16 protein-coding genes are annotated in these 23,194 nt (G+C 70.3%); 1 reads left to right on the top strand and 15 read right to left on the bottom strand.

The genetic code is table 11. The features are described from left to right. Window positions 1-227 precede the first annotated feature (227 nt). On the top strand, window positions 228-2,099 hold the full coding sequence (locus tag ABZX61_RS37875; protein ID WP_355201106.1) for a beta-L-arabinofuranosidase domain-containing protein: 1,872 nt from the start codon (window positions 228-230) through the stop codon (window positions 2,097-2,099). Window positions 2,100-2,175: 76 nt separating this feature from the next. Here the strand turns inward: ABZX61_RS37875 and ABZX61_RS37870 are convergent, their stop codons facing one another. From ABZX61_RS37870 to ABZX61_RS37800, 15 genes are all read right to left on the bottom strand, one after another. Further along, the gene (locus ABZX61_RS37870) at window positions 2,176-3,489 is read right to left on the bottom strand and encodes a glycoside hydrolase family 28 protein (RefSeq protein ID WP_355201104.1); all 1,314 of its coding nucleotides are present in this window, start codon (window positions 3,487-3,489) and stop codon (window positions 2,176-2,178) included. Beyond that, window positions 3,486-5,492, bottom strand: coding sequence for a hypothetical protein (locus tag ABZX61_RS37865; protein WP_355201102.1), 2,007 nt, complete (start codon window positions 5,490-5,492; stop codon window positions 3,486-3,488). Before ABZX61_RS37865 ends, ABZX61_RS37870 begins: the two co-directional genes overlap by 4 nt. Further along, a complete protein-coding gene (locus ABZX61_RS37860; protein ID WP_355201100.1) occupies window positions 5,489-6,484 on the bottom strand; it encodes a DUF5605 domain-containing protein in 996 nt (331 codons plus the stop codon). Before ABZX61_RS37860 ends, ABZX61_RS37865 begins: the two co-directional genes overlap by 4 nt. A gap of 2 nt (window positions 6,485-6,486) precedes the next feature. After that, window positions 6,487-7,875, bottom strand: coding sequence for a DUF5060 domain-containing protein (locus tag ABZX61_RS37855; RefSeq protein WP_355201099.1), 1,389 nt, complete (start codon window positions 7,873-7,875; stop codon window positions 6,487-6,489). Then, window positions 7,872-9,314 (bottom strand): ABC transporter substrate-binding protein, encoded by a 1,443-nt coding sequence (locus tag ABZX61_RS37850; RefSeq protein WP_355201097.1) that lies wholly within the window; start codon window positions 9,312-9,314, stop codon window positions 7,872-7,874. The genes ABZX61_RS37855 and ABZX61_RS37850 overlap by 4 nt, the downstream gene beginning before the upstream one ends. After that, window positions 9,311-10,492: a sialidase family protein gene (locus ABZX61_RS37845; RefSeq protein ID WP_355201095.1), complete on the bottom strand. Its 1,182-nt coding sequence runs from the start codon at window positions 10,490-10,492 to the stop codon at window positions 9,311-9,313. The genes ABZX61_RS37850 and ABZX61_RS37845 overlap by 4 nt, the downstream gene beginning before the upstream one ends. Then, a complete protein-coding gene (locus ABZX61_RS37840; RefSeq protein WP_355201094.1) occupies window positions 10,489-11,523 on the bottom strand; it encodes a sialidase family protein in 1,035 nt (344 codons plus the stop codon). The genes ABZX61_RS37845 and ABZX61_RS37840 overlap by 4 nt, the downstream gene beginning before the upstream one ends. Further along, entirely contained in the window at window positions 11,520-12,560 is a 1,041-nt protein-coding gene (locus ABZX61_RS37835; RefSeq protein WP_355201092.1) for an oligopeptide/dipeptide ABC transporter ATP-binding protein, read from the bottom strand. The genes ABZX61_RS37840 and ABZX61_RS37835 overlap by 4 nt, the downstream gene beginning before the upstream one ends. After that, complete coding sequence (locus tag ABZX61_RS37830) at window positions 12,557-13,552, bottom strand: ABC transporter ATP-binding protein (RefSeq protein ID WP_355201091.1); 996 nt, start codon at window positions 13,550-13,552, stop codon at window positions 12,557-12,559. Before ABZX61_RS37830 ends, ABZX61_RS37835 begins: the two co-directional genes overlap by 4 nt. Further along, window positions 13,527-14,657: an ABC transporter permease gene (locus ABZX61_RS37825; protein ID WP_355201089.1), complete on the bottom strand. Its 1,131-nt coding sequence runs from the start codon at window positions 14,655-14,657 to the stop codon at window positions 13,527-13,529. The genes ABZX61_RS37830 and ABZX61_RS37825 overlap by 26 nt, the downstream gene beginning before the upstream one ends. Window positions 14,658-14,663: 6 nt before the next feature. Next, a complete protein-coding gene (locus tag ABZX61_RS37820) occupies window positions 14,664-15,662 on the bottom strand; it encodes an ABC transporter permease (RefSeq protein ID WP_355201087.1) in 999 nt (332 codons plus the stop codon). A 9-nt stretch (window positions 15,663-15,671) separates the two neighbouring features. Next, entirely contained in the window at window positions 15,672-17,654 is a 1,983-nt protein-coding gene (locus ABZX61_RS37815) for an ABC transporter substrate-binding protein (RefSeq protein WP_355201086.1), read from the bottom strand. 16 nt (window positions 17,655-17,670) lie between these two features. After that, window positions 17,671-19,929, bottom strand: coding sequence for an Ig-like domain-containing protein (locus tag ABZX61_RS37810; protein ID WP_355201085.1), 2,259 nt, complete (start codon window positions 19,927-19,929; stop codon window positions 17,671-17,673). Window positions 19,930-20,626: 697 nt separating this feature from the next. Then, entirely contained in the window at window positions 20,627-21,649 is a 1,023-nt protein-coding gene (locus ABZX61_RS37805) for a sugar-binding transcriptional regulator (RefSeq protein ID WP_350733827.1), read from the bottom strand. 598 nt (window positions 21,650-22,247) lie between these two features. Next, on the bottom strand, window positions 22,248-23,111 hold the full coding sequence (locus ABZX61_RS37800; RefSeq protein WP_355201083.1) for a nucleoside hydrolase: 864 nt from the start codon (window positions 23,109-23,111) through the stop codon (window positions 22,248-22,250). Window positions 23,112-23,194 lie beyond the last annotated feature (83 nt).

Here is a 23,194-nt window from a genome sequence, read left to right as displayed (position 1 = left end):
GGGGCGAGGGTGCGCGCCGCCTCGCCCCACGGCGCGCTCGGCGGCGCACGACGGGCGGTCGGTGGTGTGCGCCGCCACCCCGATTCCGGCAGGTGGCCGGGTGGGCGTCCTTTCGTCTCCTCTCCCCAAAGGACGGCAACCCCGGTCGGCGGGTTCCGGATGCAGCATCGGGGAGCATAAATATTCGACCCTTGTTGGATATTTGGCCCTGAGGCAGGATGAGCAGTATGAGCGATGATCGGATGTCTTCGGTCGTACGGCCCGGCCCCGACGCGGCGGTGGCCCTGCGTCCCGTGGCGGGCGGGCGGGTCGAGGGCGGGTTCTGGGGGGCACGGCAGCGGGTCAACCGCGAGGTCACGATCCCGCTGGGCGGCGAGCGGGTACGCGAGTCCGGCGCGTTCGACAACCTCAGGCAGGCGGGCCCGCATCGCGGCAAGGTGTTCGCCGACTCCGACGTCTACAAGTGGCTGGAGGCGCTCGCCTGGGAGCGCGGCCGGGCGGACGACGACGACCTCGCGCGGCCGTACAAGGAAGCGTCCGAGCTGGTCGCGGCCGCCCAGTGCGACGACGGCTACCTGCACACCCACACCCGGCTCACCGGCGCCGAGCGCTACTCCGACCTGGCCTCCAGCCACGAGCTCTACTGCGCGGGCCACCTCATGCAGGCGGCGGTGGCGGGCAGCCGGGCGGTCGGCGACCGTACGCTGCTGGGGGTCGCCACCCGGTTCGCCGACCACCTGGCGGCGGCGCTGCCCCCGGACGCGCTCGACGGCCACCCCGAGGTCGAGATGGGCCTGGCCGAGCTGCACCGGGAGACCGGCACGCGCGCGTACCTCGACCTCGCCGCACGCCAGGTCACCACCCGCGGCCACGCGCTCATCCCGCTCAAGGGCCACCACGGGCCGGGCTACCGGCAGGACCGGGTGCCGGTGCGCGAGGCCGCCACGGTCGAGGGGCACGCCGTACGCGCCATGTACCTGGCCGCCGGGGCGGCCGACGTCGCCGTGGAGACCTCCGATCTCGAGCTGCTCGCCGCCCTGGAGCGGCAGTGGCGCGACATGGTGGCGACCAAGACGTACCTCACCGGCGGCCTCGGCTCGAACTGGTACGGCGAGGCGTTCGGCGGCCACCACGAGCTGGCCCCGGACACCGCCTACTGCGAGACCTGCGCGGCCATCGGCAGCATCCAGTGGTCGTGGCGGATGCTGCTGGCCACCGGCGCGCCCGCGTTCGCGGACCTGATCGAGCGCACGCTCTACAACGCCGTCCTGCCCGGCGTCTCGCTCGGCGGCGACCGCTTCTTCTACGTCAACGCGCTGCGCGTCCGCGCCGGCGCCGACCCCGACGACCTGCGCTCGCCGGCGCGCGGCCGCCAGGACTGGTACGGCACCGCCTGCTGCCCGCCCAACGTGATGCGCCTGCTCTCCTCCCTCGACCATTACCTCGCCACCAGGGACGGCGACGGCGTCCAGCTCCACCTGTACGCGCCCGGCACCGTGCGGGCGGGTTCCGTGGTGCTGGAGGTGGCGACCGGCTACCCGTGGAGCGGCCGGATCGAGATCACGGTCAGGGAGACCCCCGACCAGCCGTGGACGCTCTCGGCCCGCATCCCCGCCTGGGCCGACGCCGCCGGCGTGGACGACCGGCCGGCCGAGCCCGGCACCTACCACCGTGTCCGCAGGACCTGGCGGCCCGGCGACCGGATCGTGCTCGACCTCGGGATCCGGCCCCGGCTGACGGTGGCCGTACCCCGCCTGGACGTGGCCCGCGGGCAGGTGGCCGTCGAGCGCGGCCCGCTGGTCTACTGCCTGGAGCAGGCCGACCACCCCGGCGTCATCGTGGACGACCTGTGCGTGGCGGGCGCGGACCTCCGCGACGGGACCGCCGTCTCCGGCCTGCCCGACGAGGTGGTGCCGGTCATCGCGCGCGGCCGGGCCCACGCGCACCGGGAGGAGGACGGCGGCTTCCCCTACCGCACCGCCGCCGCCCCCCGCGAGCCGGAGCACGCGGGCCCGGCCGACCTCACGTTCGTGCCGTACTACGCGTGGGCGAACCGGGGGGCGGGCCCGATGACGGTCTGGGCGCCGATGCACGGCTGACACATGATCTCCGGGCGCGCGTGGCCTGACCACGGCCGTCGCCGCGCGCGCCCGGCCATACATACCTCCCAGGGACCTACTCCTGAGACGCGGCGGTCACCGTGACGCCGGTGACCGACAGGTCCTCGACGTGCTGTGCCACGTCGGCCCGGAGCACCCCGGTGAACGAGCTGTCCCTGATCGTGATCTCCCTCAGCGGCTGCTCGGGATACCCCCGCAGCAGGTACGCGCTGCGCGTCCGGTCGCTGCGCAGCCCCGCGACGTTGATGTTGCGGATGAGCGGCGCCTCGTCGCCGTTGTGACCGTCGCCGTGGTAAAGATCGATTGAGACCGCCTCCTTGGTCAGCCCGCTGATCTCGATGTCCTTGACGAAGACGTTCTCCACGAAGCCGCCGCGCACCGAGTTCGTCTTGATGTAGAGCCCGAAGTACAGGCCGGGCCCGCCCCAGCGGCAGCGGCGGACGAAGACGTTGCGGATACCGCCGGTCGTGTCCGTGCCGATCGCGACCGAGCCGTACCGGTAACGCATGTCGCAGTCCTCGATCAGCACGTCCTCGCACGGCACCCCGACCCGCCGCCCGTCGGGGCCGCGCCCCGCCTTGATCGCGATGCAGTCGTCGCCCACGTCGAACACGCACCCCGAGATCACCACCGAGCGGCACGACTCGGGGTCGCAGCCGTCGTTGTTGGGGCCGCGCGAGTGGATCGTCACGTTCCTGACCAGGACGTTCTCGCAGCGTACGGGATGGATCTCCCACATGGGGGAGCGGACGATCCGCACGCCCTCGACCAGCACGTTGCGGCACAGGTACGGCTGGATCAGGTTGGGCCGCAGGTAGTGGCCCGCGCCGAACACGCGCTCCTCGACGGGCACGTTCCGCGCGGCCATCCGCTGCAGCGCGGCCCAGTCGTCGGCCTCGTGCGGCGTGCCCGGCCGCCAGCCGAACTCCGGCGTGCCCACCCACGGCCACCAGTGCTCGGGCCCCGCCCCGCCGTCGAGCGTCCCGGCGCCGGTGATCGCGATGTTCTCCTGGCCGTAGGCGTAGACGAAGGGGGAGTAGTTGTAGCACTCGATGGCCGAGAAGCGGGTGTAGACGGCGGGGAGGTAGTCGGCGGGGTCGGTGCTGAACAGGATCGTCGCGCCCGCCTCCACGTGCAGGTCCACGTTGCTGAGCAGGTGGACGGCGCCGGTGGGGTACGTGCCCGCGGGCACCCGCACGTGGCCGCCGCCCGCCTGGTGGCACGCCTCGATCGCGGCGTGGAACGCCCCCGTCCACGTGCCCCCCGAGCCGCCGAACTCCGTGAGGTCGAACCACCGGTCGGGGAACTCCGGCGGCCGCACGCGCTCGCGCAACTCGTCGGCGTACCGCCACGCCTCTTCCTCGTTCATGGAACCTTCCTCATGCGCAGCGCGTGGTAGAGGGGCAGCGCGATCACCCAGGACGGGTTCCACGTGTTCGCCTCGCCTTTGCGCTGCCAGTTGGTCTGGAAGAACCCCTCACCCTGCTCGCCGGGCGTCTCGAAGCCCCAGTCGCCGGGCTCGCGGCAGATGCCCTGGCCCATGGTGTGCAGGATCGTCTCGGCCCTGGCCGCGTACCGGGGCCGGCCGGTCAGCAGGCCGAACTCCATCAGCTCGGAAGTCGGGAAGAACACGTCGAGGTGGTGGTTCTGCACGCTGACCGACGGCCAGCCGCACGCCTTGAACCCGCGCCGCTCGAACGTGCTGCCCGCGTCGAACTCCGGCGACCACACGTAGACGAACGTCAGCAGCCAGTCCGCCGCCGCCTCCGCCCACCGCGCGTACAGGTCGCGGCCGGTGAGCCGGTAGAGCTCGAAGGCGGCCAGGAAGTAGTACATCCCGGCCTCCTTGTCCTCGCCGGAGGCGTCCAGCGTGGCGTGCGCGAACGGCCGCTCGAACGTGGCCGCGTGCAGCCGGTGGTAGCACCCCAGCACCTCCTCGGCCCGCCGCAGCCACACCCGCTCGCCGCCCAGCCGGTACGCGCCCAGCATGGCCTGGACGCAGGCGATGCCGGCCGCGCTGACCATCGCCGAGAACGGCCGCCCGTCCGGCGTCCAGCCGATCGGGACGATGCCCTCCTGGAGCCTGGTCCGCCAGAAGAAGGCGGCGGCCTCCGCCACGGCCTCCTCCCAGGCGGGCGGGACCGGCAGCCCCGCCTCCCTGAAGTGCAGCGCGATCCCGGCCAGGTCGGCTACCGTCTCGCCGTGGGCGCGGCTGGAGACGAAGTCCGCGCCGTCCTTGCGGAACGTCTCCCACCGGCCGTCGTCGAGCAGGTACCGGCCGTGCCGCAGCCCCGGGGTCGGCGTCCGGCTGCCCTCGACGTAGAAGTCCGCCGCCCGGCGGGTGCGTTCCGGGCGGCCGAGCAGGGCGTCGCACAGCGCGAGCTTGAGGCACTGGCCGGTCCAGCCGTACAGGTACGACCGGGGCCGCCCGTGGCGGGCGCCCTCGTAGGCGAGGTAGCCGTGGCCGGTCCAGCGCGCGTCCATGGCGCCCGCCTTGAGCCGGACGATGTCCTCCCGGCCGAGCGGGCGGGCGCCGTCGTCCTCCGGGTGGATCCGCGTATGGACGAGCTTCCTGAAGCCGTGGCCGCGCGGCTCGACCGGGCCCCAGTCGAGCGTGTGCCTGGTGGTGATCGTCTCGCCCGGGGCCAGGGTCCGGTAGCCGATCGGGTCGTCCGCGACCTCCGCCTTGCTGACGTAGCAGACGTCGGGCCTGCCGTCGAACATGATCACGCCGGTCATGGCGGCCACCGTCAAGCCCGGTGACCTGATGACGCCCAGGGAGTCGTAGGTGACCCTGCCCTCCGTGTCGCGGCGGGGGGCCGGGTGGGCGAAGAGGCTGACGTACCGGCCGGACCAGGCGGCGTTGACGGCGGGGATGGGCAGGCGGTCCTGCTCGCACACGAACCCGCCGCCCGGCTCGACGCGGGGGACCCTGCGGTGGGGGTCGGAGGAGGGGTTGCCGTTGTAGAGGACGCCGGGCATGGTGATGTTCGCGTCGTCGGTGGGGAGGGGGAGCAGGAGGCCCGCCGCCACGTCGGTCACCTCGCGCCCGGAGTCGTTGTGCCAGGTGGCGGTGAGGGTGAGCAGGCCGCCGGGGGTGAAGGCCAGCTCCAGCCTGGCCCCGAGCGGCCCCGTCCGCGCCGTCACCACCAGGGCCTCGCCCAGGGGCGCGAGGTGGACGGAGCCCGGGTGCTCGATCCGCCAGGGGCGGCCGGTGGAGACGGTGAGCAGGCCGCGCAGCGGCGCCCGCAGGTGCGGGCCGTCCGCGTCGCGGTGGCGCAGCCGCACCTCGGGGCCGCCCTCGCCGGGCACCACCTCGACGACCTTCCCGCCCGGCTCGGTGCGGGCGGCGACAACAGCGGACACCGTCACGCGTGCCTCCTGAGGCGGACGGCCTGGGCCCCGGTGGCCGGCAGCGGGACCGTCAGCGTCCCGCCCTCCTGGACCCCCAGCGAGCCGACCGTCATCGCCCACGTGTCGATCACCTCGACCTCGTACCGCCCGGCCGGCACCTCGTACACCCGCTCAGGGAACCGGTGCTCGCCGCAGTACTCCAGGTAGAACTCCCCGGGCACCTCCAGCATCGGCGCGTCCCGATCCCGGTAACGCGCCTGCGCGGGCGTCTCGGCGATCACCTCCCGCAGCAGCCCCAGCCGCGCCACGGCCGCGCCCGCCAGCGTGCCGCCCGCCTCCGACCAGGTCAGTCCCTCGTCGTCGAGGTACGACTCCCCGTGCGTGACGTACCGGCGCCGCACCGACCCGTCCCATGCCTGGGCGACGACCTCCTCGGGGGTCAGGCTGTGCCATGGATCGTCCGAGTCCCCCTCGTACCCGCACATGTCCATGAGCACCGGCTTGTGGTGGTCGCGCGTCCCCACCCAGGCGTCGCGCGGGCTGCGCGCGGCCACGCTCCCGTGCGTGAACGCGCGCCGCCACAGCAGCGGCGAGCCCGCCTCTGCGGTGATCGACAGCGGGTGGTGCCCGGGGTCCTCCTCGGCGACCAGGTCCGCGAGACGTACCCAGTCGTGTTCGGAAATTTCGGGGAAAAGGGTGGGGTCGGCGGCCAGCGACCACCACACGTTCGCGTGCGCGGCCAGCCGCGGCACCACCTCCGCCACCAGGCGGGCCGCCGCGTCCACGTCCCCGATGCCGTCGGAGGGGTGCAGCAGGACCAGCTCGGCCGTCACGCCGATCGCGCCCAGCTCCGCCACCCGCTCCTCCAGCGAGTCCAGCGAGCACCGCATCGCGAACGCCGCCATCCGCACCCGGTCGAACGGCGACGACTCCAGCGTGGCCAGCGTCCGCGCCCGCCGCTTCTCGCCCTGCAGGTGCCAGCCGAGCGCGGTAGTGGCCAGCGAAATCATGATCACACCCTCGTCATTCGCAGCGCCAGGTACGGCCGGCTTGGCAGCCCGACGCGCACCCGGTCCCGGTGCACCCCGTCCACCGGGGTGATCGCCATGTTCCAGGCGTCGATCAGCTCCACCTCGTAGTTCCCTTCCGGGAGTTCGACGGTCACGGAGGAGGGTCGGCGCCGGCCGAGGTAACGGAGCAGGACGCCGTCGCGTCGGGCCTCCATGACCTCGCGCAGGAACGCGATCCTGGCCGGGCTCTGCCCGCGCAGCTCGCCGCCGTTGCCGACCCACGGCCGGCCCGGTCCGCCGGTCACCACCTCGCCGTGCCCGACGTACCCGCCGCGCACCATGCCCTCCCAGAACCGGTCCACCAGCTCGGGCCCACTGATGTTGCCCCAGCGTTTGCCCGCGTCCCCCTCGTAGGAGATCTCGTCGATCACCACGGGCTTGGGGCACGTACGCAGCCACTCGTCCGTCAGCGTGGCGTCCCAGTGCTGCACGCTCTGGTGCGTCACCCACGGCTTGGTGAAGTCGTACAGGGAGGCGACCTCGTACATCCGCGTCCCGTTGTGGATCGACCGCAGATGCTCGTACGGGTCCAGCCGCACGACGGTCCGCAGCAGGTCGTCCCAGTCGGCGACGGTCTTGGCGTGGTTGAAGTCGTACTCGTTGGCGACCGACCACCACACGTTGCGGTAGGCCGCCAGGCGGGCGACGACGTGGCGCAGGTACGCGTGATCGGCCTCGCGCCCCATGTCCTCCACCCCGCGCAGACCCTCGTCGTACGGGTGGAAGAGGATCACGTCGGCCTCGACCCCGATGTCCCGCAGGTCCCGGATCCGGGCCTCCAGGTGCCGGAAGAACACCGGGTTGAAGCGCGTCTTGTCCAGCCCGCCGGGGTCGTCCCCGGCGAAGGGCACCTCGGGCGGCCACATCCGCCCGGTCGGTAGCACGCACATGCGGAGCTTGTTGAATGGCGAGGCCGCCAGCGTCCGCAGCGTCTCGCGCTCGCGCTCCTCGTCCATGTCGTGCGTCCAGTGGTAGCAGGTCGTCCCGAACGGCAGGTACGGCGTCCCGTCGGCGTACGCGAAGCCCGTCCCCACGGCCCGCACGGGACCGTGGTTGCCGGCGGACGCGGGCGTCACCTCGAAGCCGCCCGCGTGCCCGTCCAGCTCGCTCACGTTGCTGACGGTCGTGAACCGCCACGGACCCACCGCGTCCGGCATGAACCGGACGCGGTAGACACCGTCGCCGTCGTAGAAGCCCTCGGCCTCCACAACGCGGTTGCGGTACCGGTACCGGGCCGACAGGCGAACCTCCGCGAAGGGATTGCCGCCCGCCGGTCCGGCCAGCTCGATCTCGTGGACGCCCCAGCGCTCCACGGTGTCCGGAGAGGTCACCAGTCCTTCCCAGCGGCGGCCTGCGCCTTGATGTAGGCGGGGATGTCCTGCTGCTCGGAGACGGTCAGCGACTGCTCGGCCGTCATGCCGTCACGCAGCACGTGCTGGCGGAAGACCGAGTACAGCGGCAGGTCCCAGAACTCGGTGTTCTGGTAGTTCGACACGGTGGCGTTCTCGCCCCAGTACACGCCCGAGGTGTCGATGCCGGCCAGCTCGGGGACGCTCTTGCCGAAGTTCGACACGACATTGTCGGTCTGCAGGACGGCCTTGATGCCCTGCTTGGACAGCTCGGTCTGGGCCTCCTCAGAGACCAGCCACTTGACGATCTGCAGCGCCTGCTCCTTCTTCGCCGAGGACGGCGGGATGAACGCGGCCCGGGTGTTCGGCTGGTAGATCGCCTTGGAGCCCCGCTTGAGCACCGGGATGGAGGTGACCCCGATGTCGACGTTCTTGGCCTGCTCCTTGAACGACTCCTCGTCCCCGTCCTCGATGAACAACTCGCTGCCGGCGTACATGTTCAGCCGCGACAGCGTCTCGACCGCCATGGCCAGGTGCCCCGGCCGGCTCATGTCGCCCTTGAAGAAGTCGGTGACGGTGGTGAAGTCGTTGCGCGGGATCTCCAGGAAGCGGTACAGGTTCTCCACGTACTGCTTCCAGCCGTTGCCGCTGATGCTGACCTTGACCTCTTCGGGCCTCGGCTCCTCGCTCGTGGTGGGCTGGAACGGGTAGAGGCCGAGCTGGTTGAACTCCAGGTACTGGTCGGGGTGCTGCATGTAGCCCTTGTAGTGGTCCAGGCCGTCGTCCCTGGTCAGCTTCTTGGCCATGTTGTACGCCTCGTCGTACGTCATGCCGGGCTTGGGGTACTTCACCCCGAACTTGTCGAAGATCTTCTTGTTGTAGAGCAGCACGTGCTCGTCGATGAACAGCGGCACGCCGTAGACCCCGCCGTCGGAGCGCGACTTGACCAGCTCCACGCTGGCCTTGTTGAGCTTGCTCAGGTCGATGCCGGCCTTCTGGAGGTCGGGGGTGAGGTCGCCGACCCAGCCCATCGGCTCCAGGTCGCGGTCGATGCGGGACTTCGGGTCCTCGATGATGATGTCGGGGGTGACCCCGGCACTCTTGAGGTTCTCGTAGCGTACGGGGAGGTCCCACGTCGCGTACTTGATCTTGACGCCGGGGAACGCGGCCCGCAGCCTGTTCCCGATGATCTCGTCGAAGACCCTGGTCCCCTGCCTGTTCCCGTCGACGCTCGACTCGAACGGCTTGTAGTTGGCGGCGAAGATGAACAGCTCGTCGTCACAGACGCTGAACGGCTGGTTGTACTTGTTGGGGACGTTCTTACAGTCCGCGGCCGAGGCGCCCGCCGAGGCGTTCGCGGGGGTGGCGACGACGGTCAGAGCGAGCGCGAGCAGCGCGAGCCCGCGGGTGCTGTGGTTCATTGTGACTCCCCCTTGGAAGGCGTGTAGCTGCACTGGCGCACGACATTCCGCCGGACGCCGCTTCTGAATTCGGTGATCGTGTGCTCGGGCCAGTTCGACAGCAGGCCCACGGCGTCACGCAGGTAGGACTCGTTGAAGACGACGTGCCGGATGTTGTTGCGGTTGTAGGAATAGACCATGTGGATGAAGCCGTCGCTGCTCTGCGTCATCACCGGATAGGTGAACTGCGGCCCCGACTGCGCCTCCACGTCGACGGAGTTCTCCCAGGTCCGGCCCTTGTCGGGGGACAGCGACACCCGCATGGGGGAGCGGTGCTCGACCCAGGGGTTGTAGGCCAGCACCAGCTTGCCGTCGTCCAGTTTGAGCGCGGCGATCCGCGAGTTCGGGTTGCCGATGGGCTCGGCCACCGGCGCGCTCCAGGTGCGGGCGAAGTCGGTCGACACGCTCTTGTAGATCGCGCCGTCGCCGGTGCGCATGTAGGCGACCAGCTTGCCCGGCTCCACCTCGACGACCGTCGGCTGGATCGAGCTCTTCGCCGTCTTGATCCAGCTCGTGTGCTCCTCCGGATACGCCTTCCACGTGCTCATGTCCTGGCTGAAGACGTAGAAGCCGGAGCTGGACCCCGCCTCGTCGTAGATCGGCAGCAGTACTTCGCCGTTGGACATGCGGATCGGGTTGGTGCCGACCATCCACCCCCACTCCTTGCGGAGGTAGGTGGGCTGACTCCAGGTGTGGCCGCCGTCGTCCGAGGTGATCAGCCGGATCGGGGCCTGTTCCCAGCCGTGTCCCTCGATCGTCACGAAGAACAGGTAGAGGCGCTTGCCGTCCGACCACAGCACCGGGTTGCCGTCGGCCTTGCCCGGCTCGTCGAACACCACCTCGGGCGTGGACCACGTCTTCTTGCCCACCGCCAGGCGCGACAGGTAGAGCGCCTGGTTGGGCGCTCCCTCCGAGGTGCCGCCGTAGTAGACGGTCAGGATGTCGCCCGTCGGCGCCTGCGCGATCGCGGCCGCGTGCACCTTGGGCACGTTCGGGTCGGGGGCGGCCACGTCCTGGCGGCAGGCGTACGAGCCGGTCGGCTCCACCCGCACCACGCCGCCGCCGTCATCGGTGAGGTACGACGGGACGGCCACGGCCACCGCCAGCGCGCCGTACAAGATGCTCTGCCTGAATCTCATGGCTGGCTGATCTCCAGATATTTGATGGTCTTCCGCAGGTAGGAAAAGGCGACGTGGAGGCGTCCGCCGCCGCCGTCGATGACGCTCGGGTAGGAGTAACCGAGCTCGTTCTGCCAGTACTCGGGGTCGGCGTCCTGCAGCACCCGCCGGTGCGGCCACCGGGCGCCGCCGTCCTCCGACACCGCGAGGACCAGCGGGGTGCGCAGTGCCTTCCTGCGCCGCTCCCCGTTCTTGGTCACCCATCTGAACTGGTCGCGCTCCAGGCTCGCGTCGTTGTAGACGAGCGCGAGCCGGCCATCCACCCTCGTGAGCTGGACGGAGGAGTCGTTGTTCGGCAGGTCGGTCCGTTCGGGAGCCGACCACGTACGGCCGTCGGCGGAGGCCGAGGCGTGGACGCGGCCCGCCTTCCGGTCCCTGAACAGCGCGAGCAGCCGGCCGTCCGGCCGCCGCGCGATCGTCATCTGCACCAGGTCGCGGCTGCCGGGGACCGGGTGCTCGGCCCAGGTGCGCCCGCCGTCCGCGCTGACCTCGACGACGCTGCGGTCGCCGGAGGCGCCGCAGTGGTAGGCGGGCAGCAGCCAGGTGCCGTCGTCCAGGATCAGCGGCGGGTGCCGCACGAAGATCCCGGGCTCGGCGAGCAGCACCCGGGGTTCGCTCCACGTACGTCCGGCGTCCGCCGAGGTCCTGGCCACGACGTGCGCGCTCTTCTGGTCGTACGGCTCGCTGGAGGTGTGCAGCAGCCAGAGCAGCCCGTCCGCCTCGAACAGCACCGGGTTCTGCTCGCTGCGCTCCGGGTCGGCGGCGATCACCTGGGGCGGTTCCCAGCGGTCGCCGGCCAGCCGCGACAGCACGACGTCGGTGCCGGGGTGGCCCTCCTCGGGGCCGCTGAACCAGGTGCACAGCAGGTCGCCGCCCTGGGTGCGCAGCAGGTTGGCCGCGTGGTTGTCCGGGCCGTGCGGCGCGGGCAGCAGCGCCTCGCGCACGCCCGGAATCGATGGCCTGATGATGCCGTCGAAGCGCGGATCCGTCATGCCTTCACCTCCCGTACGTCCGGGTCCGGCACGCCGCGCAGCTCCAGCTCCTCGGCCAGGTGGCAGGCCACCCGGCGGCCCCCGATCTCGCGCAGCGGCGGCGGCTCCGTACGGCAGGTGTCCCTGGCGTACACGCAGCGCGGATGGAACGGGCAGCCCGGCGGCACGTGCGCCGGGTCGGCGATGTCGCCCAGCAGCTTGATCCGCTCCCGGTGCCGCTTGGCCGCCGGGTCCGGGTCGGGCACCGCCGACAGCAGCGCCTCGGTGTACGGGTGCAGCGGCCGCGTGTACAGCTCCTCGGTGGGGCCCTGCTCGACGACCTTGCCGAGATACATGACCGCGACCACGTCCGAGACGTGCTCGACGATGCCCAGGTCGTGGCTGACGAACAGGTAGGCCAGGCCCGAGTCCTCCTGCAGGTCCCTCAGCAGGTTCAGGATCTGGGCGCGGACCGACACGTCCAGCGCGCTCACGGCCTCGTCGGCCACCACCAGCCGGGGTGACAGGGCCAGCGCCCGCGCGATCCCGACCCGCTGCCGCTCGCCGCCGCTGAAGGCGTGCGGGTAGCGGTTGGCGTACTCGGGGCGCAGGCCCACCCGGTCGAGCAGCTCGCCGACACGTTCGTCGATCTTCTCCTTGGAGCCGTACCTGTGGGCGCGCATCGGCTCGCCGATGATCTCGCGCAGGGTCTTGCGCGGGTTGAGCGAGGAGTGCGGGTCCTGGAAGATCATCCGCACCTGCGCCCGGTACGGCTTGAGCTCCTTCTCCTGCAGCCCCGCCACGTCGATGACCGAGCCGTCCGGCTGCCGGTAGAGCATGCGCCCGCCGGTCGGGTCGTGCGCCCGCACGATGCACCGGCCGAGCGTGGTCTTGCCGCAGCCGGACTCGCCGACCAGGCCGAGCGTGCTGCCGGGCTCGATGGCCAGGTCGACCTCGTCCACCGCCTTCACCGCGCCCACCTGGCGGCCCAGCAGCCCGCTGCGGATGGGGAAGTGCTTGGTCAGCCCCTCGATGCTGAGCAGGGGTTCCGTGCTCACGCTTCCTCCTCGTAGAGCAGGCAGGAGACCTCGCGGTCGGCCATCGGGACCCGGCGCGGCAGCACGACGTCGCATTTCCCGGCCACGACGGAGTCGCAGCGCGGGTGGAACGGGCAGCCGTCCGGCCGCGCGTACGGCGGGGGCACCATGCCCTTGATGGCCGTCAGCCGGGTCCGCGAGGCCCGTCCGAGCCGGGGCATCGAGCGCAGTAGCGCCCGCGTGTACGGATGCCGGGGCGCGGCCAGCACCTGCTCGGCCGCCCCGTACTCCACGACCCGGCCCAGGTACATGACCGCCATGCTGTCGGCCACCTGCGCGGCCACCCCCAGGTCATGCGTGATCATCATGATCGCCATGCCGAAGTCCGCCTGCAGGTCCCGCAGCAGCTCCAGGATCTGCGCCTGGGTGGTCACGTCCAGCGCCGTCGTCGGCTCGTCGGCGATGAGCAGGCTCGGCCGGCACGACAGCGCCATCGCGATCATCGCGCGCTGCCGCATCCCGCCGCTCAGCTCGAACGGGTACGCGTCCACCCGGCGCTGCGGCATGGGGATGCCAACCCGGTCGAGCATCTCGATCGCGCGCCGCCGGGCGGCGGCCTTGCCGACGTTCTCGTGCAGCCGGACCGCCTCGACGATCTGGCTGCCGATCGTGTGCACCAGGCTCAGGGAGGCCATCGGCTCCTGGAACACCATCGCGATGTCCCGCCACCTGACCTGCCGCAGCAGCCGGCGGTTCGCGCCGACCAGCTCGACGGGGCCGCCCTCGCGGTGCAGCGTGATCCGCCCGCCCTCGATGTGGCCCGGCGGGTCCACCAGGCGCAGGATCGAGCGGGCCATGACGCTCTTCCCGCAGCCGGACTCGCCGACGATGGCGAGCGTCTCGCCCTTGCGCACCCGCAGGTCCACGCCGTCCACCGCGCAGACCACGCCGTCGTCGAGCAGGAAGTGGGTGCGCAGGTCCTCGATCTCAAGCAGCACGTCGTCTGCGGCCACGCCGGACCCTCCTGTTCCCGTACGGATCGGCGGCGTCCCGCAAGCCGTCACCGAAGAAGTTCATGGCCACCACGACCACCACCACCGCGACGCCCGGCGCCAGCAGCCAGGGGGCGTTCGCGACCACGCGGATGTTCTGGGCGCCCTCCAGCAGCACGCCCCAGCTCACCGCCGGCGCCTGGAGGCCGAGCCCGAGGAAGCTCAGGCTCGTCTCGCCGAGGATCATGCTCGGGATGGCCAGCGACAGCGACGCGATGATGTGGCTGGCGAACGACGGGATCATGTGCCGGAAGATGATCGACAGCCGGCCCACGCCGTCCAGCCGGGCGGCCATGACGAAGTCCTCCTCGCGCAGCGACAGGAAGCGTCCGCGCACGTCCCTCGCCAGCCCGGTCCACCCGATCAGCGACAGGATCACCGTGATGGCGAAATACCTGGTCAGCGGCCCCCAGTCGGTCGGGAGCGCGGCCGAGAGCGCCATCCAGAGCGGCAGCGTCGGGATCGCGATCAGGAACTCGATGACCCGCTGCACGGCGTTGTCCACGCCGCCCCCGAAATATCCGGATATGCCGCCTATGAGCATGCCGAGTAAGAAGCTGGCCGCGACCCCCACCAGGCCGATCGACAGCGACACCCGGGCCCCGTGGATGAGCCTGGACAGCAGGTCGCGCCCGTTCTGGTCGGAGCCCAGCAGGAAGACCGGCTCGCCCTTGGTGACCGGGCCGATCAGGTGGAGGTCCGACGGGATCAGGCCCAGCAGCTCGTACTCGTCGCCGTGCACGAACAGCCCGACGTCGATCCGCTGGCCGGGGTCCTCGGTGTAACGCTGCTCGTACGTCTTCGGGTCGCGCTCGGTGCGGTAGCCGTGCACGTACAGGCCGAGGTCGCCGGAGAAGCGCAGCACCTGCGGCGGCGCGTACGTCATCGACGTGTTCGCGGTCGAGCTGGACATCGGCGCGAAGAACTCCGCGAAGATCGCCACGAAATACACCGGCACCAGGATGGCCATCCCGGCCAGCGCGAGCCGGTGCCTGCGGAACTGCCGCCACATCAGCCGCCACTGCGGCAGCGTTCCCACTTCCTTGGTCGGTCGCCTGAGGAACATGCGGCGCTACTCTCTCTTGTACCTTTTACGGATTCGCGGGTCCCACCACGCCAGCGCCAGGTCGCTCAGCACGGTTCCGATCACGGTCAGCGTGCTGAGGATCATGATGAAGCTGCCGACCAGGTACATGTCCTGGTTCATGACGCCGTTGAGCAGCAGCGGGCCGCCGGTCGGCAGGCTCATGACCACCGACACGATCGTCTCCCCGCCGATCAGGCCGGGCAGCAGCCAGCCGACCGTGCTGAAGAACGGGCTGAGCGACATCCGCACCGGATACTTCAGCAGCAGCTTCCACTCCGGCAGGCCCTTGGCCCTGGCCGTGTGCACGTACGGGCGGTAGAGCTCGTCCAGCAGGTTCGCCCGGGTCACCCGGATCATGCCGGCGGTGCCCGACACGCCGATCACCACGATCGGCACCCACAGGTGGCCGAGCAGGTCGAGGACCTTGCCCAGGTTCCAGGCGGCGTCCTGGAACTCGGGGGAGAACAGGCCGCCGACGCTCTGGCCGAAGTAGCGGAAGCCGACGTACATGAGGACCAGCGCCAGCATGAACTCCGGCACCGCCATGCCGATGAACCCCAGGAACGAGAAGCCGTAGTCGCCCCACGAGTACTGCTTGACCGCGCTGTAGATGCCGATCGGGAACGCGATCGCCCAGACCATGAGCAGCGAGCTGATCGACAGCACTGCCGACAGCGCGACCCGTTCGCCGATGAGCGTGGAGACCGCCTGGTTCCAGGCAAACGATTGACCAAAATCGCCGTGCAGGAGGATCGCCGTGATCCAGCGCCAGTACTGCAGCAGGAGCGGGTCGTCGAGGCCGTACCGGTGCCTGAGGTTGGTGATCTCCGCAGGGGTGAGGCCCTCGCCGCCGGCCTGCGCGTTGGCCACGAGCGTCGAGACGTAGTCGCCCGGCGGCAGGTTGATGATGACGAACGTGACGATCGAGATCGCCCAGAGCGTCACCACCACGTACACCAGGCGGCGGCCGAAGTAGCCCAGCACGTCGGCCCCTCAGAGGGAGTACTGCTCGGGCTGGGTCGGCCCGGGGGTGGTGGGTGCGCCGGCCATCGAGTCGGGCACGTTCTTGAAGCTGTTCGACACGATGCCGTACTCGTCCGGGTACGTGCTGATCCCGATCGCGTAGAACTGCTGCGCCGCGATCTCGATCACCTTCCTGGCGGACTCGATCGCCTTGGTGGTGTCGGGCTCGGTGCGCATCGTGGTGAATGCCTCCAACTGGTCGCGCACCTCCTTGGGCGGCTCGTCGCCGGCCTTGCCCTTGCTGCCGTACCACTGCGCCCAGCGGATGGCGTAGCGGGCGCTGCCGGAGTTGCTCGGCACGTAGTAGTGGTCGCCGCCGGTGCCCGTGATGATGTCGAAGTCGCTGCAGGTGTACGTGGAAACCTGCGGCTGGTTCGCCATCGTGCGCTCGGTGAACAGCGTGCCCGCGACCGGGTCCACCCGCAGCCCGACCCCCACCGCCTCCCAGCCCTTCTTGACGAACTCCAGCGCCTCGGTGTGGTGCGGGAACTCGGTGCTGGCCATGATCGTGACGATCAGCGGCTTGCCGTCGGGGCCCAGGCGCTTGCCGTCGGCGTCCTTCTTGGTCAGCCCGGCCTTGTCGAGGTGCTCGTTCGCCTTCGCCGCGTCGAACTCGGTGTACTGCTTGCCGAACGCCTCGTTGTGGACCACGTTCCGCTTGGACGGCGCGGCCTGCCACGGCTCGCCCTGGCCCGCGTACACGCCGTCGATGATCTCCTTGCGGTTGATCGCGTACGACAGCCCGACCCTGAAGTCCCTGTTCTGGAACAGCTTGCGCAGCTCGTCGTCCGCGATGTTCTGGTTGAACTGGATGATCATCGTGTTGCTGAGCCGGCTCGGCACGTCGAACAGCCGGTACTTGCCCTTGGCGGCGTTCTGGGAGACCAGCGGCTTGTTCTCCGGTGTGTTGAAGTTGCGCAGCTGCATGCCGATCTCGCCGTTCATGATCTTCAGCAGCTCGACCTGGACGTCGCCCAGCACCTCCGCCCGGTAGCGGTCGATGTACGGGAGCTGGCGCCCCTGCTGGTCGACCTTCCAGTAGTACGGGTTGCGCTCGGCCACCAGCGCCGTGCCCTTGCCGATCGGGCTGCTCACCTTCCAGGCGTGCAGCGTGGGCTGGTCGGCGTTGTGCCACGGGTCCTGCTTCTGCATGAACAGCTGCGTCCAGTCCTCCAACTGCTCGTCCTTGGCCAGCTGGTCGACGTCCGGGTTGTACTTCTTGTGGAACTGCTTGAGGTAGTGCTTGGGCAGCAGGAACCCGATCGGGCCGGGCCGCTCGAACGTCGCGACCGCGATCTGGAACAGCAACCCCGCCTTCGGCTCCTTGTAGACGTAGCGGACGGTCCGGTCGTCCATTTTCTCGACCTTCACCCGCTCGGTGGTGCTGCCGTTCTCCAGGTAGAGGTCGTAGATGCCGGTGGTGTGCAGGTCGTGGTACGTGGCCACGTCCTCGAAGGCGAACATCAGGTCGTCGGCGGTGCACGGCTGGCCGTCCGACCACTTGAGGCCCTCGCGCAGGCGGAAGACGTATTCCCGGCCCCCGTTCTTGACCTCGAACTCCGCCACGTTGGCCACGATGTCGTCAGGGCCCTTCTGGCCGTTCGTGCCGGGCTTGAGCCTGACCAGGGGCTCGTACCCGAGGGTGTTGGTCAGCCAGTCGATGTCGTCGTCGCCGACGAGGGCCGAGGCCCAGGTGCCGCCGTACCTGCCCGGTTCCTTCAGCGGCGTGACGACGAGGGGGTTCTTCGGCAGGCGCTGCTCCAGCGGCGGCAGCTTGCCGCTCTTGACCAGCTGCGCCAGCGCCGGGGACTCCTTGGCGGACATGTCGGCGGCCTGGACGGCGCCGCCCGTGTCGGGGCTGGTGTCGAAGAAGCTGCAGCCGGTGGCGGTGGTCAGCAGGAGAAGGCCGCCGCCGCGGAGGAGGTTCCTCCTCGTGAACGGTTGGTGGGTCATGGGGGGTACTCCAGTTCTAACGATTGACCTTCACCAGGCTGAACCTGGCCGTGGTGTAGGCGTGGACCGCGTTCGCCTCCTGGTTCCCGTCGACGGCGAGGCCGATGTAGAACCGGCCGGTCCGCATCGCGATGCGCTCGTAGCCGATGCGGTCCCAGTTCAGCGAGTTGGACGACAGGAAGGCCTCGAACTCGTTGTCCCCGGTCAGCAGGCTCCGGCAGACCAGGCGCAGCCAGTACGGCTTCTTCGGGTTCAGCGGGTCCTCGCCGGCGGCCGGCCAGATGCCGACGCTGGGCTGCTTGCCGTTCGAGGCGACCCTGATGGCTTTGGCGCGCATGCCGGCGCCGTCGTCACCGCTCGCGGACAGACCGATGCCGGCCAGCATGAACGGTGAGTTCGGCGCGAGGTCCTGACGCACCATGATGCCCGCGACGGCGTCGACGTGCCCCATGCTGATGCTGTCCACCCGCGCGGTGATCTCGATGACCTCGCCCCGTTGGCTGAACCCGACGGCCTGATAGGCGAAGTGGAAGGAGTCCTTCCAGCCGGCGATCTTCCCGGACCCCTTCAGCGTGAACACGCCGTCCTTCAGCGCCGTGCTCCCGGGGATGGCCACCTCGCCGATGTCCTGCGCCGTCCACGGCTTGTGGGTCATGGTGCGGGTGACGTGGATCGGCACCAGCGATGAGGTGGTCGCCGACCCTGTGCTGTCGGTCGCGCGCGCCGTCAGGGAGTAGGTGCCGTCGGTCGCGTCCGCCCAGGTCGCCTGGTACGGCGCCGCGGTGGCCTCGCCGATCTTCTTGTCGCCGTGGAAGAACTCGACCTTGGCGATGGACGCGCTGTCGAGGGCCTTGGCGTCGGCCTGGACGACGACGGACTGCTGGTCCGTGTCCGCCGCGAACACCTGGTCGATCTTGGGGGAGAGAATCGCCACCTCGGGGTTGCGGGCCCCGGCTCGCTGGATGGAGTTCAGGTAGCGCTCCAGGTTCGTGTACCCGCTGCCGTCCACCGTCTTGGCGTCGTCGGCGTTCTCCGGGTTCAGCCCCTGGGCGGTCTCCCACTCGTCCGGCATGCCGTCGTGGTCGCTGTCGGCGGGAGCGGGCACCTCGGGCGGCGCCGGCAGCCAGCCGCCCACGTCCTTCTGGGAGTTGATGTGGCGTCCCGTGCCGGTGCCCGCCTCGTTGATCAGCCTGGCGTCGATGGCGTCCCGTCGCGGCAGGGTGGCTCCGGCCTGTTCCAGGACCGTCGCGAACGCCTGCTGCGCGGGCTGCTCCGTGATGCCGTTCTCGAACTCCACCGGCCTGGGCCGCAGCGTGATGCCGCCGGTCGGGTAGGTGATGCCGAGCGTGTTGTCGGCCGTGAGGTCGGCGTGGCCCTCGACCGTGTTGCCGCTGACGTGCCACTCGCCGAACCGCCCGGGGGCCACGATCGTTCTGGCGATCGGGGGCAGCGTGTTGGGGCCGGGCTTGTAGTAGTTGCCGATGATGTTGATGCCGTTGGCCCACTCGCCGCCGTAGCAGGTCGTGATCCCGGGGTTGTAGATCACGTTGTTGCGGTGGTCCACCACCAGGCTCATGCCCTCGGTGAAACTGAAGCGCGGGTTGCGGCCGTTCTCGTGGATGAGCAGGTTGTGGTGGTAGGTGATGGTGTCGCCGCCCCACAGGCCGCCCATGCCGTGCCGGCCCTTGGGGTGCACCGAGTTCACCAGGCCCTCGGAGATGATGCACCACTGGACGGTCACGTTGGTGTTGCCGTAGACGGAGAAGCACTCGTCCACGCCCCAGCTGAAGGAGCAGTGGTCGATGATGATGTCCCGCACGCCACGGGCGCCGAAGGTGTCGATGGCGGTGCCGAGTTCGTCGCCGCCGCGGAAGCGCAGATGGCGCAGGATGATGTTGCTGCCCTTGATCTGCGTCTCGTTGCCGATGACGGTGATGCCGTGACCGGGGGCGGTCTGGCCGGCGATGGTGAGGTTCGAGCCGGTGATGTCGAGGCCGCCCTTGATCCTGATGTTCCCGGAGACCCGGAAGACGACCGTCCCGTCGGACTTCGCCACCGCCTCACGTAAGGACCCGGGGCCGTCGTCGTCGAGGGTGGTCACCTCGTACACGGCGCCGCCCCGGCCGCCGGTGGTGTACATCCCGGCCCCCTCGGCGCCGGGGAAGGCGGGCACACCCTTCGCCTTCACCTTCGGCGCGACGGTGGGCGTGGGGCTCGGGCTGGGCGGTGCCGCCACGCCGGAGGTGCCCGCCCATGCCACGGTGGGCGGAACCAACGCCGCGGACCGCACGAAATCCCGGCGACTGAATTCTGATTGCTGGCGATCGAAGCCTTCGGCCTCGCTCATGCGAAACGCTCGCTTTCTGCCCCGAATAGACAGGGCTGTGCCGTCTTTCGGCACGACTCCGGACCACGCTGTCGCTAAGTGAGAATTTTTATTCAGCCATGAATGGAGTGGATTCATCACATCGTGAACGACACCGTTGTGACTGTCAAGAGCGCTTTCCAACCCGCCAGATCCAGCGTCAACCCCCGCAACGGGCCCACCCGAACCCGCCCACCCACCTCACACCCCCAGCCGCCCGGGCCCGCCCCGGCCTCACGAGCCCGACGGCGTCCGCCCCCACGAACCTGAGAGCCCTCACGAGCCTGACGGTCTGCGGCGCCACGAGCCCGACACCTTTAGGCGCGCACGCCGACGGCCTCCGTCGCGCGGGATCGCCGACCCGCCACCCAAACCCGGCGGCCTCCTGCACCCAAGCCCGGCAATCTCCGCCGCCCAGCCCGGCGACCTGCAGCACAAAGCTGACGGCCCCGCCGCGCAAGACCTACGGCCCCTCCGGCACGCGGGTGCGGCTCGGCGCACGATGCACGGCGCCCAGCCGGCTCCTCACCGGCCCTCAGGCAGCCGCGCCCAACTGGGCCCCAGCAAGACCGCCCCCAGCAAGACCATCCCCCTGACCAGGCGAAGGTCAGTCCTTCAGGAGTTGCTCAGCCACACCCACATCCGTGATGAGGGTGTTCACCCAACCCCCACGCAACGCCGCCCGAATGGCCGCCGTCTTCCGGCGACCCCCCGCGATGGCGATCCGCCGCGGCACCCGCAGCAGATCAGCCGCCGAGATGCCAAGAATGCGCTCCTCGAGCGGCGACGCGACCAGCCGCCCCTCGGCGTCGAAGAAGCGCAGGCACACGTCACCCACCGCCCCCAACTCCCGCAACGTCTCGAAGTCCTCCTCCGAGATGGCGTTGCCGCTGTCACGCAGCAGCGGCGACGGATCCAGGCTGCCGATCCCCACCAGCACCGTGGTCAGCCGCGACCAGGCATCCACGACCTGTCGTACGACGTGATCGTCCGAAAGCGCCTGCCGGGCGGCCGCGGACCCGACCAGGCCGGGCGCGGGCAGGAAGACGGGCTCGGCGCCCGTGAGGTCGGCCAGATGGGCGGCCAGGCGGGTGGCCTGGACCTGCGCGGACCCCTTGCCCACCCCGCCGATGAGCTGGACGACCTCCTCCGCCACCTGCACCGGACGGCGCTGCATGGCCTCCACCGTGGCCAGCAGGCTGGCGCTCCAGGACGAGATGCCCAGGTGCTCGCCGCCGATCAGCGTGGCGTCCAGGTACGTGGCGCCGGCCGAGCCCAGCGCGGCCACCACGTCGTGGTTGTCGCCGGTGGCGTCCACGACGATGATCTGCTCCACGCCGTACTTGCGCTCGAGGTCCTCCTCCAGTAACGCGTGCACGCCGCTGGGCACCACGACCACCGTGCGTACGATGCCGATCTCCGCGGCCTCCTTGAGCAGCCGCGACACCCGCGGCTGCGAGATGCGCAGCTGCGCCGCGATCTGCGGCTGGCGCACCCCGTGCTCGTGGTAGAGGCGGGCGACCCGCACCAGGAGCCGCATGCGTTCCGACTCCTGGCTGAGCCGGCGACCGCTGAACCTCATGGGCTCACCGCCGGAGCGGCCCTTCTCGAACTGACTGTCAGCTCCCACGATCGCTGGCCTCCGCTTCGGCTCCGCCGCTCATGCTGGTCCGGTGGCGAGCCCGGGCCACTGCCGAGTGCCATTCTGCTAGCCCGCGGCCACGCTCGCACCACGATGCCCCGGGTACGTGGCACGCGCCACGACCCGCCACCCAGGACAGGACCCGACGGGACCGTACACCGACCGCGCCACCGCCACCCCCGCCAGCTCCACCCAACGGCCACGCCGCCACGGCGCCGTCGCCCCGCTGCCCGGTTGCCGCAGCCGCCCCAGCACCGTCCCCCCGCCCCCAAGCCGCCGTCGCCGGTCCGGCACCACCGCAGGACCCGTTCGACGTCGCCGCTCCAGTACCCGCGACCCACCGCCCGTTCGACATAGCCGGTCCAGCACCATCGGCCCGCGGCCCCTTCGACCTGGTCCGCGCCGCGCCGAGGCCGCCGAATAACCCCAGCTTCGTGTGCAGCCCACTCCTCCGGCCCAGGGTCGCGAGCCGGGCGAGCCCCGCCCGAGCCGCAGACCGCCGGCAGGGTGCCCGACCGCCCCACTCCGGCCCCCACCCCCGAGCGTCAGCGAGCCCACGTCGCACCCCTCCCTTCCACCATCGCGCCTACCGCCGGGCGAAGGCCTGCAGCTTCGCGAAGAAGTCCTCGAAGATGAACCCCGCGTCGATCGAGTCGTACGTACGGATCGCCCGATTTTCGAGGGAGAAGTCATACGACCCGTCGTGGCGGAAGTTCGGGGCGGGGCGCTCCACCCACGTCCCGCAGTCGGGGTGGAGCATCAGCCCGATCGCGGGCGAATCGCCGAGCGCGCGGAACTCGATCGACGGCCCGCTGTGCTGCTCGTTCCACTCGACGAGCTGGCGTACGAGGTACTCGCCGATCTCGCCGTACGGCGCCACCTTCGCGTCGAGCTCGGCGTATCCGACCGCCGTCATCCGGTACGTCGGTGCCGGGACCTGCCAGACCTTGACCGCCGAGGAGAACACGACATTGGCCGCCACGATGTCGTTGGACAGGTTGAACTCCGGCCGGGCCGGCAGGCCGCCGCGCCCGTCGTACCCGTTGCCGCCGATCCAGATCACGGTCACGTCCCGCCCGGCGATGCGCGGCTCCAGGAGCAGGGCCGAGGCCATGTCGGTCAGTGGGCCGAGGAAGGCCACGTACAGCGGCTCCGGGACGTCCCGCATGGCCTCTTCGATGATCAGGTCCGCGCCGGGCGACGGGACCGGGGTGACCACGTCGGGCAGCGCGTACGGGGCGCCGTCCTCGACCCTGACCGTGCCGTCGAGCTTCATCAACCGCAGCAACAGGTCGATTTCCGCGCGGCTATCCTCCAGGCTCGACCGGGTGCGGCGATTGCCGAAATGCGCGGCGATCAGCCCGCGAATATCGAGGCTCGGTGAGAGCAGGGCGTGCACGATGGCGAATTGGTCGTCCGCCTCGTTTTTGGCGTCGGTGTTGACGATCACTCTGCGCCGGTGGGAAAAGGTACGGCCCGCCATGCACACCCTTCCAGCTATTTTGAATATCTATTCAAGTACGTATCTATATT

Origin of the sequence: Nonomuraea sp. NPDC003709, from assembly GCF_040610775.1 — a bacterium.
GTDB classification, from domain to species: Bacteria; Actinomycetota; Actinomycetes; order Streptosporangiales; family Streptosporangiaceae; genus Nonomuraea; species Nonomuraea angiospora_A.
This window is presented reverse-complemented; position numbering and strand designations above follow the sequence as displayed.